This is a genomic window from Lactobacillus sp. IBH004, assembly GCF_026185255.2.
Taxonomy (GTDB): Bacteria; Bacillota; Bacilli; order Lactobacillales; family Lactobacillaceae; genus Lactobacillus; species Lactobacillus melliventris.
Window position 1 is genome coordinate 1887484 of record NZ_CP110217.2, and the last position, 18043, is coordinate 1905526.

17 protein-coding genes are annotated in these 18043 nt (G+C 35.4%); 5 read left to right on the top strand and 12 right to left on the bottom strand.

Features of this window, described 5'->3' with window-relative positions:
• Positions 1–113: 113 nt before the first annotated feature.
• From LDX54_RS09230 to LDX54_RS09250, 5 genes are all read right to left on the bottom strand, one after another.
• Positions 114–1667: an ATP-binding cassette domain-containing protein gene (locus tag LDX54_RS09230; RefSeq protein ID WP_265667316.1), complete on the bottom strand. Its 1554-nt coding sequence runs from the start codon at positions 1665–1667 to the stop codon at positions 114–116.
• A 274-nt stretch (positions 1668–1941) separates the two neighbouring features.
• Positions 1942–2385, bottom strand: a complete 444-nt coding sequence (locus LDX54_RS09235) for an ASCH domain-containing protein (RefSeq protein ID WP_265667314.1) — start codon at positions 2383–2385, stop codon at positions 1942–1944.
• Positions 2385–2777: a cytidine deaminase gene (locus tag LDX54_RS09240; protein ID WP_265667313.1), complete on the bottom strand. Its 393-nt coding sequence runs from the start codon at positions 2775–2777 to the stop codon at positions 2385–2387. The genes LDX54_RS09235 and LDX54_RS09240 overlap by 1 nt, the downstream gene beginning before the upstream one ends.
• Positions 2778–2821: 44 nt before the next feature.
• Positions 2822–3307, bottom strand: a complete 486-nt coding sequence (locus LDX54_RS09245; protein ID WP_265667312.1) for a GNAT family protein — start codon at positions 3305–3307, stop codon at positions 2822–2824.
• 144 nt (positions 3308–3451) lie between these two features.
• Positions 3452–4339 (bottom strand): SDR family oxidoreductase, encoded by an 888-nt coding sequence (locus tag LDX54_RS09250; RefSeq protein WP_110446804.1) that lies wholly within the window; start codon positions 4337–4339, stop codon positions 3452–3454.
• Between the two features lie 160 nt (positions 4340–4499).
• Between LDX54_RS09250 and LDX54_RS09255 the strand changes: the two genes are divergently transcribed.
• Together LDX54_RS09255 and LDX54_RS09260 are read left to right on the top strand one after the other, a co-directional pair.
• Entirely contained in the window at positions 4500–4865 is a 366-nt protein-coding gene (locus LDX54_RS09255) for a DUF805 domain-containing protein (RefSeq protein ID WP_187157047.1), read from the top strand.
• A 368-nt stretch (positions 4866–5233) separates the two neighbouring features.
• Positions 5234–5791, top strand: coding sequence for a hypothetical protein (locus LDX54_RS09260; RefSeq protein ID WP_265667310.1), 558 nt, complete (start codon positions 5234–5236; stop codon positions 5789–5791).
• Positions 5792–6051: 260 nt separating this feature from the next.
• Here the strand turns inward: LDX54_RS09260 and LDX54_RS09265 are convergent, their stop codons facing one another.
• From LDX54_RS09265 to LDX54_RS09280, 4 genes are all read right to left on the bottom strand, one after another.
• Positions 6052–7218: a MalY/PatB family protein gene (locus tag LDX54_RS09265; protein ID WP_265667309.1), complete on the bottom strand. Its 1167-nt coding sequence runs from the start codon at positions 7216–7218 to the stop codon at positions 6052–6054.
• A gap of 5 nt (positions 7219–7223) precedes the next feature.
• Positions 7224–8114 (bottom strand): DUF3737 family protein, encoded by an 891-nt coding sequence (locus LDX54_RS09270; RefSeq protein ID WP_265667308.1) that lies wholly within the window; start codon positions 8112–8114, stop codon positions 7224–7226.
• 428 nt (positions 8115–8542) lie between these two features.
• Positions 8543–9658 carry a glycoside hydrolase family 172 protein gene (locus LDX54_RS09275; protein WP_265667307.1) on the bottom strand — a complete coding sequence of 372 codons (1116 nt, stop codon included), beginning with the start codon at positions 9656–9658 and terminating at the stop codon, positions 8543–8545.
• A 1-nt stretch (position 9659) separates the two neighbouring features.
• Positions 9660–11006 carry a glycoside-pentoside-hexuronide (GPH):cation symporter gene (locus LDX54_RS09280; RefSeq protein WP_265667306.1) on the bottom strand — a complete coding sequence of 449 codons (1347 nt, stop codon included), beginning with the start codon at positions 11004–11006 and terminating at the stop codon, positions 9660–9662.
• 158 nt (positions 11007–11164) lie between these two features.
• Between LDX54_RS09280 and LDX54_RS09285 the strand changes: the two genes are divergently transcribed.
• On the top strand, positions 11165–12178 hold the full coding sequence (locus tag LDX54_RS09285) for a LacI family DNA-binding transcriptional regulator (protein WP_122026665.1): 1014 nt from the start codon (positions 11165–11167) through the stop codon (positions 12176–12178).
• A gap of 55 nt (positions 12179–12233) precedes the next feature.
• On the opposite strand, the gene LDX54_RS09290 is transcribed toward LDX54_RS09285, so the two are convergent.
• On the bottom strand, positions 12234–12983 hold the full coding sequence (locus tag LDX54_RS09290; RefSeq protein ID WP_265667305.1) for a sulfite exporter TauE/SafE family protein: 750 nt from the start codon (positions 12981–12983) through the stop codon (positions 12234–12236).
• Between the two features lie 99 nt (positions 12984–13082).
• On the opposite strand from LDX54_RS09290, the gene LDX54_RS09295 reads away from it, so the two are divergent.
• The gene (locus LDX54_RS09295; protein ID WP_265667304.1) at positions 13083–13640 is read left to right on the top strand and encodes a TetR/AcrR family transcriptional regulator; all 558 of its coding nucleotides are present in this window, start codon (positions 13083–13085) and stop codon (positions 13638–13640) included.
• Between the two features lie 65 nt (positions 13641–13705).
• Complete coding sequence (locus LDX54_RS09300; RefSeq protein ID WP_265667303.1) at positions 13706–14314, top strand: hypothetical protein; 609 nt, start codon at positions 13706–13708, stop codon at positions 14312–14314.
• Between the two features lie 267 nt (positions 14315–14581).
• On the opposite strand, the gene LDX54_RS09305 is transcribed toward LDX54_RS09300, so the two are convergent.
• Positions 14582–15604 carry a branched-chain amino acid aminotransferase gene (locus LDX54_RS09305; RefSeq protein ID WP_265667302.1) on the bottom strand — a complete coding sequence of 341 codons (1023 nt, stop codon included), beginning with the start codon at positions 15602–15604 and terminating at the stop codon, positions 14582–14584.
• A gap of 306 nt (positions 15605–15910) precedes the next feature.
• Positions 15911–18007: an ATP-dependent Clp protease ATP-binding subunit gene (locus tag LDX54_RS09310; RefSeq protein WP_122026671.1), complete on the bottom strand. Its 2097-nt coding sequence runs from the start codon at positions 18005–18007 to the stop codon at positions 15911–15913.
• Positions 18008–18043 lie beyond the last annotated feature (36 nt).

The window sequence follows — 18043 nt, forward strand, 5'->3', positions numbered from 1 at the left end:
CCGCTTAATTTGCTTTTGTAGTAAAATATTTAAGCTAAAATCAAGTCATCTATAAATCCTTTTAATTGCACTAGCTACAATAATCTTCCTGCTATTACCACAGTTAACAAGATTTAGTTCTTTTTAGAAATCCTATTTATTTCCCGGGAAATATTTTCAATGTCTGTAAATGAAGCGTTAGGATCAGAAATCAGTTGGTCTAATTTGAATTGCAATAAACTGATCTGATTAGCATTTTTGGTATTTTCTTTACTCGAAAAATCACTAGGCGTTATCAACTTGTGATTTTTTATTTTCCAAGAAGTAAAGTTTAATTCTTTTAACAATTTCTGATCGTGAGAAACTATAATAACAGCAAACGGATAGTTTCTTAGAAATTCTGCTAAAGCATTAATAGATGAAATGTCTAAAAAGTTGTCCGGCTCATCAAGGATCAGTAAGTTATGTTCACCTAAAAGCACTTTTGCCAATTTAAAACAAACAAGCTGTCCTCCACTCAAAGCACTAACGCGATTATCCAAAGATCTTTGCAAATGCAAGTCACCTAAAAGCTGCATTGTAGTAGTTTTATTAAAAATGCTGTTTTTATATATTACCTCTTTTACTGTAGCTGTTTCTTCAGTTTCCTGCGCCATATTTTGTTTGAAATAGCCCATTTTTAGCTGTGGATTAAGCCAGACAGCCAGTTTTTTGTGAAATAATTTTTCTAAAAAAACTGATTTTCCAGCACCATTTATACCAGTTAACGCTATTTTTTCTTTTCCTTTAATTTTCAACTCTTTAGTTATTGCAAATAATTGCTTTTTATGTAGAGTAACACTTTGCGTCTTGAATCTGACTATGCTGCTTTTCTGAGACAGCTCCAGATTCATATTTTCAATATTACCTAAAGTGATTGGCTGATTAACTTGCGGCTTTTCCAGCGTCGTTTCTGCTTTAGCTATACGCCTTTTCAGTAAAGTACTTTCACGAAAAAGGCTTTTTTCTATACCGCTGCTATCTTTTATTTTCCAATCGGACCAAGAAATACTTTTCTTTTTCTTAGTAGATTTTTTAGCCCTAGTTTCGTACTCCCTTTGATCTTTTTTTAGTCTTTTAATTTCAATTCGTTTTTGATAATACTCAGTATTCTGCCTTTTTTCTTGTGTTCTAAGAAATTGCTGGTATTCGTCATAAGTACCTTTAAATTCATGAACTTGCTGGTCCTTGATCTGCCAGATAACATTGACAAGTTTACTTAAAAAAGCCTGATCATGACTAATTAACAGAATTGGTTGTTTTAAACTGTCTAAGGCTTTAATTAGCCATCTTTGTTGCTCAATATCTAAATTAGATGTCGGCTCATCCAAAATTAGCAGAGAATTCTGAGTTTGATTTATCTGAAGTAATGCTCGAACAATAGCTGCCTTTTCCTTTTCTCCACCACTTTGCTCACTGTTATTTAAAATTTGTGGTACTAAAATAGTATGGCAATTTCTTTTAACTTGCCCCTCTATCTCAAAAACTGTAGGCTTTTCAGCAATAATGTTGACTAACGTAGTTTTACCTACACCATTATCACCTATCAAACCGGTTATTTGCTGGTCTTGAACATTTAAATGTGGAGCTTGAAATAAAACCTCACCTTGATACTCTACTTTCAGATTCGTTATTTTAATATATTCCATGTTAACACCTGCTTTTTGCTAAAGAAAAAGCACTGATAACCATATTGCCCATAATTTGATTAGCAGTGCACAAAAAGCTAGTGAAACTAAAGAATCACCACCAAAGAGAACAAAACCAATTTCTGATTATTGGCAAAAAAGCATGACAAAAGCTTTGGTTATCAAACTTTTTGCTTACTAATAAAACCAGAAATTAATTCTCCATTTTGGCAATAACCTCTTTCTCTAAATTATTTTAACTATATCATATTTTTTTCATTTTGCAACGTCCCAATTAATCAATCTTTGCAAAAGTTTCACAAACCATTGGCGCTTGGGGATAAAATTTTTGTCCATTAGCTTTAAATTCTTCTTCAAAGAATTGATCATGAACTGTGCGCCAATATTGATAACTGCGATCTCCTTCTCCTTCATGATAAGCATGTTCTGCGGAAATTTGACTATAAGGGATAATTTCTACCACTTTATCTTGGACAACACAGACGGGTTTACCTTGACCATCAAGAATTATGTTCCAATCGCCAACTTTAGGCATATCTTCATCGCCTGGTACATATTCTGAAGTTGTGGCAGTTTTTATGCCTCTCTTAACTAACTCAGCCAATTCATCTGCATCTTTTTCACTATAACCAAAAGCCCAAGCGTCAACTTTAGTGCTGGCAGACAAATTGTGCTTAAAGCAAAAATCCTGCCAAAATTGTTTTACTTCTTTATACATTATAGCCACCATTCTGGGGTTAATTCGCCCATTGTAGCGACTTTGTCCTTTTCATAATCCAGCATAATTTCAACTTGTTGATAATCTTTTTCCATTAACTGAACAATAAATTCGCGACAAGCACCACAAGGAGCACCATTTTTACCATCTGCCATTAATGCTAAAACTCTGCTAATTTTAGTTTCACCATTGGTAATCATATTAAAAAGAGCACTGCGTTCCGCGCAGACACCTAATCCACAGGCTGTGTCAATACAAACTCCCGTATAAATTTTTCCTGATTCAGCTAGAACAGCAGCAGCGACTCCACCAGCTTCCATATGAGGGCCAATGGCAGTGAATCCTTGTACTTTTTTTGTTGCCTCATACATTTTTTGCCATGTTTTATCCATAATTTTCACCTGCAATTCTTTCATAAATATCTATAAAACTAAACTCAAATTTTCTTTGACATAATATTGAATTTATAGATGCCGCCATTTGAACGCACATTTTCTGTACCTGTTTGGACATAACCTGCCTTTTGATAGACTTTAATCGCGCGCAAATTAAAGTCAGCAACGGATAAAACAATTACTTTATAGTCATAGTTATCTTTGACAAAATTTTCCATGACAGTTATAAATTCGCTGCCTAGACCATGACCAGTTAGATTAGGAGCTAGTCCCAACCCAACTTCAACTTGTTCTCTTTTCTCCTTATCTGGGTCAAGACAAAAGAAGGCGACTAAATTGCCGTTTGTATCCAAAACCTGAAAGTAATTATTTTTACGTAACTTGGGAGAAATTATTTCATCATAATCTTCTTGATCATTTTTCATATCATAAAAAGCATATTGTCCGTCGTAATGCCACTCATCTGCAATAATCCTGGCATTTTTTTGCGACAGTAGTGCTATTTTTTGAAAAATACTTTTATTCATTTCTTCACCTCTATTCTTTGGATATTAAAGACTAATTAATTATTTAATATACTGAAGCCCTATCCAAAAAGCAAATTTTGCATAAAAAATCCGCTTTTACTTTTGTGTAAGCAAAAACGGAAATTAAATTTTATTTATTATTCTTTAATTAATAGCTGGTCCACCTGTGGCACCATATACTTGGCCTGTTACATAACTGGCCAAGTTTGAAGCCAAGAAAATATAAACATGAGCTATTTCATCAGGTTGTCCTGCGCGTTTCAGCAGTACTTGCTGACCAAATGTAGCAAGAGCATCAGTTGGCTGACCACCACAAACTTGCAGAGGTGTCCAAACAGGACCAGGTGCAACACTATTAACTCTAATTCCTTTAGGAGCAAGACTTTGAGCCAAATTAATAGAAAAGCTGACAATTGCTGCTTTGGTAGCTGCATAATCAAGCAATATTGGTGATGGACTGAAGCCTTCTAAAGAAGTCGAGGTCAGAATTACGCTGCCCGGCTTCATATGCGGTACTGCAGCCTTAGCCATCTCAAACATGGAAATGATATTAACTTCAAAAGTATCGTGCACTTGATCCATTGACAAATTCTCTATGCCATCAACATTTTGTTGGATAGCTGCGTTCATTACCAATAATTCTAAACTGCCCAATTCTTTGACAGCTTTTTCAACAACTTTTGCTGCTTCGCCACGTTTACGGAAATCAGCTGGCAGCAAAACTGCTTTACGTCCAGCCTTTTTAATTAATTCAGCTGTATCTTTAGCATCTGACTCTTCTTCCGGCAAATACTGAATGGCTACATCTGCTCCTTCTTTGGCAAAGCCAATCGCTACAGCGCGGCCAATACCGGAGTCACCACCTGTGACAAGGGCATTGCGGCCCTTTAACAATCCATGTCCTTCATAGTCGGCCATGTCACCGGCAGGTGCAGGATCCATTTTACTTTGCAGTCCAGGATATTCCTGTGATTGCTTAGGAAAATCATCATGATGATAACGCTTTAACGGATCTGATAAATTATTGTTCATTTGTACTTTCTCCCTTCAATGAATTCAAGTTCAAGATACCGCTTTTATAATAATAAAACAAAAATAACGCTTATTAATTCACATAAAGCCTTTATCTTTGCCCATTCTCTTGCAATGCACTATGATGAATTTATTAGGTAAAAGTAGGAGGAAATATTTAATGATTAAATCATATAAAAAGTTCTGGCAGAATATTTTTAATTTTTCCGGCACTGCTAATCGTTCAGAATATTGGTGGCCGGTGATTATAAATTGGATATTGGCTTTTGTTTTGATGAATTTGGTTGAGAGCCTATTAGGTCATTCAATTAATGATATTTATAATTGGGGCGATTGGAGCATCAAGACGAGCTCTCTCATCATATCCTTTGTTGTCTGGATTGCAATGTTATCTTTGCGCTTTCGCCGTTTACATGACAGTAATCATTCTGCTTGGTGGATTCTAATCATGATAGTGCCAATCATTGGCGACATTTGGTTCATCATTCTTATGTTATTACCATCCAAAGCAAATAATTACGATTAAAAAGTATTTCCATTTCAATAAAAATTTAGCTTTATTTAAAGTAATATAAATCAGGTGCAATAATTTACCTTTAGTGTCATTATTGCGCTTTTTCTTTGCCAGCTAATATTTCTTCCGGCTATTTTTACGCTCATCCATGTTATGCTTTTTGGTAACTTCATTATAAAAAGTGAGTTTGCGGTCAATTACTTTTATTAATTTATCCAACATCATCATTTATGCAATAATTCTTTTAAATAATGAACCCTGTCTCAATCATCAAGTCACTCGTAATAATGTTTCACATGAAAAAAGCAATTTTTAATTTAAGCATATCAAGTTTGTATAGTTTTCATCCTTGCTATAATTAGGAAAAGGAAGTATATTTTATGCATATTAAAAATAAGTTAGTAAATTGGCCAAAAAGTATATTACCAACAAAAACGTCACAGAAATTATTCAACCAATTCAATCAAAAAATTGCACAGATACCACAATTATGGGAAAGAATTAATTCAAATAATTATTCATGGAATTTATCTGGACTACAACAAATTCAAAATTTATTGCAGGTTTGCGCTAAACATAATAAGCATATTGCAGAACAACTAAAGCAATTATCCACAGAAGCAAATGAGCAATTAGTCTCTGTCTTTAAAAACAGAACCTTTTTAAAAATTCTTGCTCAGAAAATGCAGCTATCACCACAAACAACAAAAAAGATTCAAACTTTATTAGATAAGTTCACAAGTAGTAATAGCAAAATTTCTCCGGGTAAACTTTTGATCATAGTTTTGTTTATTGCAATGGGAGCCCAACTACCGCTAATTTTTGAAGACTCGCTTAATTTCAAAGGCATCATATTAGCTGTCTCAACTATTCTTGACTACATCACTACTGCCATTCAACTTGCTCAGCACTTTCAAAAAAATAAATCTAAAAATTAATTTTTTACAACTTAAAACCGGCAAATGAAAAGTCTGTTTCAACAACTAGTATGCAAATAGGTAATTAAACTATTCGCCTTATTAGCAAATTAATAATATTGAAAATATGCTGACTCAGCTAATTAATCTGCCATATTTATTACCTTTTGTCTTTGAGTTTCACATGAAACATTAATTTCGCTTATAGTACTAGTTAGCTTTTTATTATTTCTAGTCAAAAAGTGACTATGCTGATTGCCATAGTCGTCTTTTTAACATATTTAAGCGGAATATTGGGTTAGTCCTGTCTTTAATCTTTCTAAGCCATCTTTAACCATTGCTAATGGGCAGGCAAGGTTCATACGTAAAAAGTTGTGACCGTTACCGCGATAAATACTTCCCGGTGATAAAACCAGACCTGTTTTCTTCTCTAAGTAATCTGCTAGTTCTTGCGAGTCGGTACTAATCTTTTCAACATCAAGCCAAATTAAGTATGTTGCTTTGCCTGAGACCACTTTTACTTGGGGAAGATTATTGCCGATAAACTCTTGCGCATATGTAAAATTAACGTTTAGCTGCTTAATCAATGCTTGCAACCAATCATGACCATGTTCATAAGCAGCGATCGTTCCCGGAATAGCCAACAAATTAGGTTCTGCTATTTCGTCACTATTGAGACCGCGATTAACCATAGCGCGCAAGTTATTATTCGGTACGATAGCGGTTGCTGCATGCAAAGCGGCAACGTTAAAGGTTTTACTTGGCGAAACTAAGGAAATGACGTTGTCACGTGCAGGACCATTTACTGAAAAGGCAGGAGTATAATCTGGTCCTTTGCGCACCAGATCACCATGAATCTCATCAGACAAAAGCACCACATGATGTTTAAAACATAAATCAGCAATTTTTTGAACTTCTGCTTGAGTCCATACCTTTCCCACAGGATTATGCGGATTACAAAAAATCATTAGTGTCGTCAGAGGTAATGCTAGTTCTTGTTCCAAGTCTTCCCAATTGATCTCATAATTTGAGCCATCAAATTGCAGGTCATTACTTAAAACGTGTCGACCGTTATTTTCAATCGAATTATAGAAAACATTATAAACTGGTGCTTGCACTAAAACATTGTCACCAATGTGAGAGATTCGCCGCACAACTGCAGAAATTGCTGGTACTACACCCGTAGTAAAAATTAGCCATTCTTCTTGGGGGCGATGACCATGTTCTTTTTCATACCAATCTGCTACAGCATTAAAATAATCATCTTCAGGCCACTCGTAGCCAAAAACACCGAGACTAATTTTTTCTTTCATTGCAGCAATAATTTCCGGTGCGGTTTTGAAGTCCATATCGGCAATTGACATTGGTAAGTCGCCTTTTTTAACATGCCACTTGACTGAATCTGTCATACTTCTATCCGGTGCATTAACAAAATCATATTTATTCATTATATTTAATCCCCTGGTTTCTGATTTTCATCTGAATGATCAATCTTCTCATCAATTTTAGCACAGATAATTTCCGTTTTAGCGGGAGTAATTTTTTGTGGATCTAGAATCAATTTACCTATTGCAGGAGCAACAATACTACCGGAAATTGGATTCTTGACACTATCGATCTTACTCGAAACCGTAGCATCGATATTAGAAACATATTCAAAAGCTAAGTCCGTGTGAATTAAATTGGTATTTTTTAATTCCAAATGGTCAATGTAATTAAGTCCTTGATCACTTTCAATCTGACAATTAATGAACTTAATATTGTGGCCATTCCAGGCCAAATATTCACCATCTATTAGCGAATCATACACAGTAACATTTTCACAGTTCCAAAAGGCATCTTTAGAAACAAAAGTAGAATTATGTACTTCAACATTTTGAGCACCATCAAAAACATAGTTGCCAACCACACTGACGTGGTCAAGATAAATATTTTGACTATCTTTGCCAAAATAATCACCGTTAATTTGACTATTGGTAATACGAATGTCCTTGCATGTCCACATTGTCTCCTCAGCATTTGCAAAATGAACATGGTCCAAATTTATTTTTTCTGCTCTTCTAAATAATTTTGGTGCCTGCAAAGCCGAATTTTTAATCGCAATATTTTTGGTATACCAGATACCACTACGAGCCATAGTTTCAAAAACAGTATTAGCGACAGTGATGTCATTGTCATACCACAACGGATATTTCCACTTAAAAACAGAGTCTTTAATGCTAATTTTGCTGGCTTCCTTTAGTGGGGACTCACCCTCTCCAAAAGTGATTCCTTCCAGTTGTGCATCTTTTAGTCCAAAAAGAATTCTTTCACCTGCAAAAAAATGATTTTTGATAATGCTCATTCTGATCTCTTTTCTTTGATATAATTGGTGGGCTGTAATTTTTATTTAAATAATCAAATTGCCTTATTTTATTATCCACTGAAAACTATTCAACATAAAATACCAATTAATTAGGTCCTACTATTACAAAAAGTTATACTAAATTATTTTTCAATTATATAAATATTTTACCATTCTGCTAAAAACTTACTGTATCTTTTTTAAAAGATTGAAAGGCTTTTTAAATAACTAGGGCTAAAGTAAGACCATCTGATACGGAGATATCTAAATATAGTAAAAATTACGCACTCTTATAAAGCATGACGTTCTCAAATAGATGCAGAGTACAATCAAGGAAGCTGGAATTTTGACAGTTATCTGCGCTCGAAAAAACGTGGTTCTGTTATCGTAACAGAATCACGTTTTTAATTTGTCATTTATATAAATACCTAGCGCGGCACTCTTTCCGGTTGAGGAGCAATAGCTGGTAAATTACTTGCTTTTTCTGCTGAATACCAATAGGCAACTGCAGCAACATCATCTGAACGCTCAAACAATTGAATATCATTATTGCCGATTTGCTGGACAGTTACTTTTAAATCGTGTTTAAACCGAATTGGGTCCAATAAGTGAAAGCGATATAACCCATGCATTGGCAAAGCATCATTGCCAAAGGCATGTAAAGGCATTAACTCACCATTATTAAATTCATCCCGCGTATGATCTACTTTTGACATAAATGGGTACCCCATAAAAGGCCTTTGAAAAGTTTGAGCGTAAGTCTTACCATTTTTGTCTTTTTGGTGAAATGCCCAGGCTCCACCAAAATAGTCTTCAGTACCTGTAGAAGTAACTGTTGGATAGTTGGTATCACCATCAATATAAAATTTGAATTCTCCTTCACCCCACCAATAACGTTGTAAAGCACAGACTTCAAAATAAACCCCTACAAAATGTCCGGGGCCTTTTACAGAAGGTAAAACTACAAAATCATTTTGTTTTTCAGTATATTCTTGTCTATTCCAAGCAGCGTGAAAGTATGCGGCATCTTCGGGCACATCTTTGATAACATAGTCAATACCATAAAAGAAGCCGTCAATATCACCAGGATGTTCATTTGTGATTGTGATTTTAGCGGATTTTCTAAAAGGCATTGGAAAGTAACTGTTAAAGCCACCTGTTGGATTAACAGTAATTAAAGCAGAATTAATATCACATCGTTCGCCAAAGCCATTACAGAAAAAATCGCCAATAGGAACTTCGACTGCCGGCTTGTCTGCACCGTCCCAATACATTCTCAAAACTACATCCCGCAATACAAAACTACCTGCTGGAGTTGCATCAGCAATTGTCATCCAAATATGCCTGATTTCTCCTGCAGAATGAATATCAGCTATGGTTACAGTTTTTCCTTGAGGTAATTTAATGGAACCATTGCCTTTGCGGCTGGGACCCAAGTCACTGGCACTCATAGCGGCTTTACCCTTAGCGCCCGTTAAATTTTCAGGTGATATTGTCCGATTTTCTTCATTTAAGTTAATTAGAGCTAAATCCGAAATGTTCATTTTAATTCTCCTTATTAGTCATTTTTATTTGGTTATAAATTTTATCAAGATTATAAAAGTACATTACTACAATTGATAATACAATCATAGCTATCGGTAACAAAATAAAGTTAGCCTTAATAGCAAAGATTGCTTTACCAGATTGAACATGATGCGGCACATATTGGCCCCAACTTAGTAAAAAGCCGGTAACTGCTGAAGTAATAGCCATTGCCAACTTACCAATGAAGCCATTAATGGCTGAGATTAGGCCAGATAAATTGAGTCCAGATTGCCAGCGACTATAATCAACTGGATCGGCTTGCATTGAAAAGTACATGTTTTGCCGAATACCATGGCCAAATGCATACAAAATTGAGCCTAAATATATACAAAGCAAGCCTTTATGCCCCAGCAACATTACTATTAAACCTAATGCAGCTATACCACTTCCTAAAATAAAGACATTACGCTTAATTAAATGTTTAACTAAAAACGGCGTTATGATTGTTCCAATCATTGGGACAAAATTTATTAATCCCGCAACTATTGCAGCTTGCGCTGCACTGCCAACAACGTAAGTAAAATAATAAACCAACGAACCCTGTACAAAGAAATTCGATGCCCACATAAATAGTGTACTAAAAGCAAAAACTAACCACGGCTTATTTTTAAACAGTGCCTTGAAACTTTCACTTAATTTAACAGAACTTTTAACGCTCTTCGGATCATCAATTTCATGTAAATTATGAAAAGGAACATATAATATAAAAATTGCTACGACACAATATAAACTCATTACTAAAACAAAACCTTTTTGTTGGTTGTCGCCGCCGAAAAACTTAACTAAAGGCAGTGTTGCAACGCTAACAAAAGTTGCACCTAAAAATGAGAAAACCATTCTGACCGTTGACATATTAGTTCTTTCAACCGGGTCCTTAGTTAGATTAGGTAAGACTGACGATATTGGAATATTTACTAAGCCATAACAAATGGAAATGCCTAAATATGTAACATATGCGTAAATCAATTTGCCTGTCATTGATATATTTGGTACACAAAATAATAATATGCCGAAAACAGCTAACGGAAATGCGCCAAAAAAGATATAGGGTAAGCTTTTACCCCAACGTGAATGTGTTTTATCAATAATTACTCCAGTAAACATATCTGCAAAACTATCAAATATTCGAGTTACCATAATCATTGTTCCAATTGCCGCACTAGCAATGCCAGCTACGTCGGTATAAAAAAACATCATATATAACGTCAATACGTTCCACACCAAGTTACAAGCAAAATCTGAAACACCATAGCTTATCCGATTTTTCCATAAATGATATGTGTTTAACTTCTTTGTTTGCTTCACAATATTCTTCTCCCTCTCTTTTTGCAAACGTTATCAGTAAACGTTTACTTAAATAATAAAACTTATTTAAAAGGATTTCAAGAAAAATATAATAAAAAATAAGTAAACGTTATCTATGATGTATAATGTAAGTAATAATTAAGAAAAGCGTGATCAGAATGTCTCAACAACCTAGTATCAAAGACGTAGCAGCTAAAGCACAAGTATCTATTGCCACTGTTTCCCGTGTTCTTAACCATAAGGGTGGGTTTTCAAAGATTACCTTTGATAAAGTTCACAAGGCAATGGCAGACTTAGGATATCAGCCGAACCGCCTAGCTCAAGCATTAAAATCTGACTCAATAAAAATGATTGCACTTAGCGTACCTTTTGTTTGGCATCCCTTTTATGCAGAATTTGCTTATTATGTTGAAGCGGAATTACAAAATCGTGGATATGGTATGTTACTTTCAAATAACCAAAGCGATCCTGCGAGCGAAAAAAAGTTTTTACAAATGGCACAAGAAAACAAAGTTGACGGCATAATCGGAATTACTTATAACGATATTGATCCTTATCTATCCACCAACATTCCATTTATCAGTATTGACCGTTTCTTTGATACTTCTACGACTCCAACAGTAGCGACTATTACTTCCGATAATTATCATGGCGGTGAAATTGCTGCAAATGAACTAATCAGACGGGGTGCCAAAAAAATTGCTTTTGTTGGCACCTATGCTAACTATCCCAACGGATCCTTAAATCGTAAAAAAGGATTTCTTAAAATAGCAAAAGAGCAAAATGTACCTTATCAGGTTTTTGAATGCAGTGAAACTGACCCTGAAGCACCTTTATTGTTGGACAAAGTCATTAACCATCTTGATAACATCGATGGCATATTTACTGTTAATGATGAAACAGCTTATCAGTTACTTTTTAAACTCCAAAATTATTCGGTTAAAATTCCTGAAGAATTACAATTAATTGGGTATGATGGTTTTCAAATGATGCCAAGCATTGCACCCAGTCTTTCTTCAATAGTCCAACCTGTTAAAGAAATTGCACGATTAGCAGTCGATAACTTAATTAAATTAATTTTGCATAGCCGTGAAGTTGACAATATTGTTGTTCCCATAGCCTTTCGAGCTGCTCAAACAACTAAAAACATACAGCAAAATAAAATAATTTAAAAAGCACCAGTATTAGTTGAATACTTGTGCTTTTAAAAATTTTACGTAATAATAGCTAAAGCAATGACTTAGCCCCTAATAATATAAGCAAAATGCCAATTGTGGGTTTCATGTAACGAGTAATTTTAGTTTGGGCTAAAATCTGGGCCAGTCTGGGTGCAATTATTGCACCTAATATGGCGCCAATCATCAAGGGCAAGCCAGCAGTCCAGTCTACCCGGCCGTCAGCAATATGAAAGATTGCGCCTGTAATGGTCATAAAAACTAAAACGTAAGTTGAAGTTGCAGTAGCTTGAAAATCTTGTAACCCCAGCAAAAATAAACCACCGATAATAACAGCACCACCGCTCATGCCGGCTACGCCAACCATTAAGCCGCCCAAAATACCATAAATTCCAGCTTCCATTCTGGCAAACTGCGTTTTCTTAACTGTTTCTGCGGTTTGTGCTTTTTTCTTAAATAACATATTAATGCCAAGCACTACTAAGACAATTCCTATTAGCCACTTATAAATTTTAGCGGGAATATATTTTGAGACCAGTGCTCCGATTATTACAGCCGGAATTGCCGTCATTAACATTTGATTACCCACTCTAATATTAATTTGTCTTTGATGGTAATAACTAATTGCACCGATAATTAATGAAGGTAAAGCAGTCACTAGTGAAGTTGAAGAAGCTGTCGCTGCATTGAGGCCAAACAAACCGGTCAAAATTGCCAGGTAAATGGCTGCGCCACCACCACCAAAAAGAATAACAAAGGTTCCTATTACTAACCCTATTAGTCCCAATAAAAAAATATTCATGATGCTTGACCCCTTAATATTTACCATATCTTGTGTTATAGTTACAATATGTAATTATAATTTACGCATTGTAAAAGTCAAGCAAATAGGAAGTTTAGTATGCCACGTCAAATTTTATCCAAAGAATTAATTATAAAAACTAGCATTAAATTAATTGAAAACAAAAAAGAAAATAATTTTGCGACCATTGCCAGAGAATTTGGTACCCAATCACAGGCTTTATATAATTACTTTCCCAATCAGTTAGCACTGAATTATGCCATAGTTGCTTGGTTAATTAATTTAATGACAGATCAGCTGCGACGAAATTTATTTGGTAAAGCCGGCATGACAGCAATTATTGATTTTGCAATGGAGTTTCGCCAAATAGCTCTTAATCATTTTCATTTAACACAATTTGTTTTGAAAATGCCGCGTACCAATATGTTTCCTGAAACTACTGCAGCTTTTAATGAACTTAAATCTATCTTTAATCAAATGATAGCAACTGAGTTTACTGATCCTAAAAAGCAATTACTGGCAAGCAGGTGCATTAGAGATTTAGCAATAGGAGATATTGTCAACGTTGGAACAGGTTGGTTTGCGGATAAATCGTTACCAGCCGATAAAAGTTTTCGCAAATTGCTGGAGCAAAGTCTTTGCGTTATTGCAAATTAAATTATATATGTTATCTTTATTTTAGATATTTGTTCAATAATAGTTTTTAATACTGGGAGGGAAAATTGAATTTTAATCATAGCGAGTTTATCAATGTTAATACACAAGCTAATACTGTTGACCTAAAGGAAGAGCCCATTCTTCGTGTGATAAAAGCTAAAAAACTCGCAAAGCCTGATGAAAATACATTTACTAAATTAGCTAATTGTAATTTTCATAATGGTATCATAGAGGTGCAAGTTTTAAGTCGACTATTGCCGGATGCTCCAGACTATGCACGTGGCTTTATTGGAATTGCTTTTCGAATTAATAAAGATAATTCGGCTTTTGAATCTTTCTATATCAGACCCACAAATGGTCATACAAAAGATCCAATAAGAAAGCGCCATGCTGTTCAATACTTTTCGTATCCACATCATACTTTTAAATACTTTCGCGATAATAAGATTACTAAATATGAAAATTCAGCAGATATCGGGCTCAATCAATGGATCACCATCAAAGCAGAAATAAAAGATGAAACTGGAAAGTTTTACTTAAATAACAACAGCAACCCTATTTTAAAGGTCTCGAGCCTTAAACATGGTTCAAAAGCCCAAGGTAGTGTCGGCCTTTTTGTTGATATTGGTACTGAAGGCTTCTTTAAGAATCTAAAAATTATTTCGACAGATTAAAAGATTCTGGTGAATAACAAAGTCTAAATTGGATACTAAAGCAGTCTGACCTGTGGTATAATTTTGATACATGACGATTGGTCTCTGACCTATTTGAGTTTGGTAAATAAATAATATCAATACCGAGCAGAATGTATATGAAAAAAGCACTGAGTCGTAAAATGATATGACCCCCAAATTTATGAGTCATATCAAAACTCAATGCTTTTTTGTTGGTTTGGGAAGAGATAATTTTTTCCCAGACTCTTATGTTCCCGATATTTAAACTTATTCTACTGTTTGGACCCAACCCTCTGGGCCTTTTTTATTACCATACTGAATATCAACTAATTCATTATAAAGCTTAGTCGTTACCGGTCCAGTTTCTGTTTCACTGTAGATAACGTGCTTCTCACCCTTATAGGTAATTGAACCTACGGGTGAAATTACAGCAGCTGTACCCATAGCACCAGCTTCTTTCATGTTGAACGCTTCTTCCAAAGTGATTTGACGTTCAACCGGGTTTAGGCCTTGCCACTTAGCGACTTCCAAAAGTGAGCGCTTAGTAATAGAAACCAAAATCGATTGTGATTTTGGTGTGACAAATTGACCTTCTTGGGTAATGCCGTAGAAGTTAGCACCACCAAATTCATCAATATATTTATGTTCACGTGGATCCAAGTAAAGACAATCGGCAAAGCCGTTCTTGTGTGCTTCAACGGACGGAAGCAAGCTGCTGGCATAGTTACCTGATGTCTTTGCTTGACCAGTACCGGCATATGCGGCACGGTCGTATTCACTAACAATGTAATCTGCAGGGTTCAATCCTTTAATATATGCGCCAACTGGAACCGCAAAAATGCGGAAGGTATATTCGCTGGCTGCTTCAACACCTAAAACTTTTGATGTTCCCACCATAAGTGGCCGTAAATACAGGGTCGCACCACTGTCATATGGTGGTACAAACTCTTCGTTAGCCTTAACAACTTGCTTTACTGCAGCAACAAACCTATCTTCAGGGAAAGGCGGCATGGCTAACCGCTTTGCTGAAAGGGTAAAGCGGTGTGCATTTTGATCAGGTCTAAACAGGTTGATTTTACCGTCTTTTCTACGATAGGCCTTTAAGCCCTCAAAAATTTCCTGACCATAGTGCAGGACTTCTGCACCTTCAGAAAATGTCATGGTTGAATCTTCAGTCAGTTTCCCTTCCTGCCATTCACCATCTTTATGTTTTGCCTCATAGCGATAAGGCAGATCTCGATACTTAAATCCCAGATTTTTCCAATCTAGGTCTTCTACTCGTTGTTTCATTTGAACTGTCCCCTATAAAAAACTACATAAGCTAAAAATTTCTCTTTAGCTTTTAATATTAATTTAATTGTTAACTAATTTAAACTAAATTCTTTTTATTGTCAATAGTAAAACTTCTCTATTGTCCAATAAAATAATTTGAACTTCTAATAATAAAACAAAAGCAAAATTTTGTATGTGCATCTAGTTTCACGTGAAACGAATATATTTAAAAAAAGAGCCATCCCTTCATTGCAATATGACTCCCCAATTTATCTTAATTTCAGGGTTTACATCACTTTCATAGGATGACTCTCGTTTTTAAAATTAGTCTTGTTTTGCACTATCTTTAGTTTCAGTATCAGTTTTTGCCGAAATGTCCAAAATTGCGGCATCATTTAGGTAAACATGTTTATCATCTGCTGTAAACTTAACTGTTTTAGTGTCAGGTTTTTTCATTAATAACTTGGCAATTGGCGTTTCTAAATCTTGTTCAACGACTCTACGTAGAGGTCTTGCACCAAATTTCTTATCATAACCCTTATCTGCTAAGTAGGTTTTAGCTTCATCAGAGACTTCAACCTTAACACCTTTTTTAGCCAAAACATGTGCCATTTTATTCAAATAGATATCAATAATCTTATTCATATCATCTTTGGTCAATGAATTAAACGGAACAATAGCATCAAGTCTATTCAAAAATTCTGGTCTGAAGTAGGCCTCAAGAGCTTTAATCAGCTTATCATGATCAACTTTGCCGTCTTTTAATAATTGGTCAGAGTAGCCTGCATTAGAAGTCATGATTAAAATTGTGTCCTTAAAGGAAACTGTTCTGCCCTGAGCATCAGTTAAGCGCCCATCGTCCATGATCTGAAGCAAAGCATTGAATACTTGTGGATTAGCTTTTTCAATTTCATCAAACAAAATCAAACTGTATGGTTGATGACGAACTTTTTCAGTTAATTGGCCGCCTTCACCATAACCAACATAGCCCGGTGCCGAACCGATCAATTTATTAACTGCCATCTGATCTTGATATTCAGACATATCCAGTCTAATAAGATGATTTTCACCACCAAATAGCTGAATAGCTAATTGTTTAGCTAATTCCGTCTTACCTACACCAGTAGGTCCAGTTAGCAAGAACGTACCAGTGGGACGATCATTGTCTTTGAAAACTTGTTTACGGGCAATCGCATCTGTAATGATGTCAACAGCATTATCCTGATCAATAACTACTTTCTTTAATTTCTCAGCCAAGTCAAGGTTCTTTTGTCCTGCACTTGCATGTAATTCACTCATTGGAATCTTAGTCTTAGCTTCGATTAAAGCGTAGATATCTTCATCAGTAACATGTGGAGTGGCAGCGTCATCCACGTGATTAGCCTTATCACGCAAGTCTTCGACTTGTTTTTTCAACTCGTTTGCTCTACTATAATCTTCTTTTTTGACAGCTGCTTCTTTCTCACTTTCAAGCTTTTTAATCCGTTTCTTTAAAGTTGCTTCATCGCTGGGAATTGTATCAAGACCCTTTTTAGCACCTGCCTCATCCATTAAGTCAATGGCCTTGTCAGGTAAATAACGTCCCTGAATATAACGTTGTGACAATTCAACTGCGAGTTTCAAAGCACTGTCATTATATTTTACGTGATGGAAAGACTCATATTTATCCTTTAATCCTTCCAAGATTTTAACGGTAACGTCTGCTGATGGTTCCGGAACTTGTACTGGTTGGAACCGACGTGCGAGTGCCGCATCATTTTCAATTCTGCGATACTCACTTGTAGTCGTTGCACCAATTAAGTTTAAATCACCACTAGCTAAAGCCGGTTTTAAAATATTAGCGGCATCACCGTTATTATTCTCAGAATCAGTAGAACCGGCTCCAACTATATTATGCAATTCATCAATGAACAAGATAATATTCGGATTCTTTTTTGCTTCGTCAATCACTTTCTTAAGGCGCTCTTCAAAACTGCCACGCAAGCTTGATCCGGCAACCATATCATTAATATTAATTGCGATAATATGCTTGTCCTTCATTTTATCAGGAACATCGCCTGCAGCAATCTTTTGTGCCAAGCCTTCTACAATAGCTGTTTTACCAACCCCGGCAGGTCCAATTAACACAGGATTATTCTTCTTGCGCCGACTTAAAATTTCAATTACTTCTTGAATTTGTTCGTCACGCCCAATTACAGGATCGTACTTATTCTTCTTAGCTTGTTCAACCAGATCAACACCAATTGGCTTTTGACCTTGTTTTTGTCTCACTTGTCCACTTTGATTCAAATCTTGTGGAGAAATATTCATACTACTGGAGTAGTGAATAGGAATAGCACCACCGTTGTCGTTAGTATTGTTAAAGAATGAATTGTTTAGTTCGTTAAATAAATCGTCAAAATCGTTATCAAAATATGCCATATGCAAACACCCCTTTGATAGGTTATAAATTTGTGA

Bases quoted from the DNA above. Each gene is read 5' to 3' on its own strand.
- LDX54_RS09275 (WP_265667307.1), bottom strand. From the start codon at position 9,658: ATGAACATTTCGGATTTAGCTCTAATTAACTTAAATGAAGAAAATCGG.
- LDX54_RS09250 (WP_110446804.1), bottom strand. From the start codon at position 4,339: ATGAACAATAATTTATCAGATCCGTTAAAGCGTTATCATCATGATGAT.
- LDX54_RS09285 (WP_122026665.1), top strand. From the start codon at position 11,165: ATGTCTCAACAACCTAGTATCAAAGACGTAGCAGCTAAAGCACAAGTA.
- LDX54_RS09295 (WP_265667304.1), top strand. From the start codon at position 13,083: ATGCCACGTCAAATTTTATCCAAAGAATTAATTATAAAAACTAGCATT.
- LDX54_RS09305 (WP_265667302.1), bottom strand. From the start codon at position 15,604: ATGAAACAACGAGTAGAAGACCTAGATTGGAAAAATCTGGGATTTAAG.
- LDX54_RS09260 (WP_265667310.1), top strand. From the start codon at position 5,234: ATGCATATTAAAAATAAGTTAGTAAATTGGCCAAAAAGTATATTACCA.
- LDX54_RS09290 (WP_265667305.1), bottom strand. From the start codon at position 12,983: ATGAATATTTTTTTATTGGGACTAATAGGGTTAGTAATAGGAACCTTT.
- LDX54_RS09245 (WP_265667312.1), bottom strand. From the start codon at position 3,307: ATGAATAAAAGTATTTTTCAAAAAATAGCACTACTGTCGCAAAAAAAT.
- LDX54_RS09265 (WP_265667309.1), bottom strand. From the start codon at position 7,218: ATGAATAAATATGATTTTGTTAATGCACCGGATAGAAGTATGACAGAT.
- LDX54_RS09310 (WP_122026671.1), bottom strand. From the start codon at position 18,007: ATGGCATATTTTGATAACGATTTTGACGATTTATTTAACGAACTAAAC.
- LDX54_RS09230 (WP_265667316.1), bottom strand. From the start codon at position 1,667: ATGGAATATATTAAAATAACGAATCTGAAAGTAGAGTATCAAGGTGAG.
- LDX54_RS09270 (WP_265667308.1), bottom strand. From the start codon at position 8,114: ATGAGCATTATCAAAAATCATTTTTTTGCAGGTGAAAGAATTCTTTTT.
- LDX54_RS09255 (WP_187157047.1), top strand. From the start codon at position 4,500: ATGATTAAATCATATAAAAAGTTCTGGCAGAATATTTTTAATTTTTCC.
- LDX54_RS09240 (WP_265667313.1), bottom strand. From the start codon at position 2,777: ATGGATAAAACATGGCAAAAAATGTATGAGGCAACAAAAAAAGTACAA.
- LDX54_RS09235 (WP_265667314.1), bottom strand. From the start codon at position 2,385: ATGTATAAAGAAGTAAAACAATTTTGGCAGGATTTTTGCTTTAAGCAC.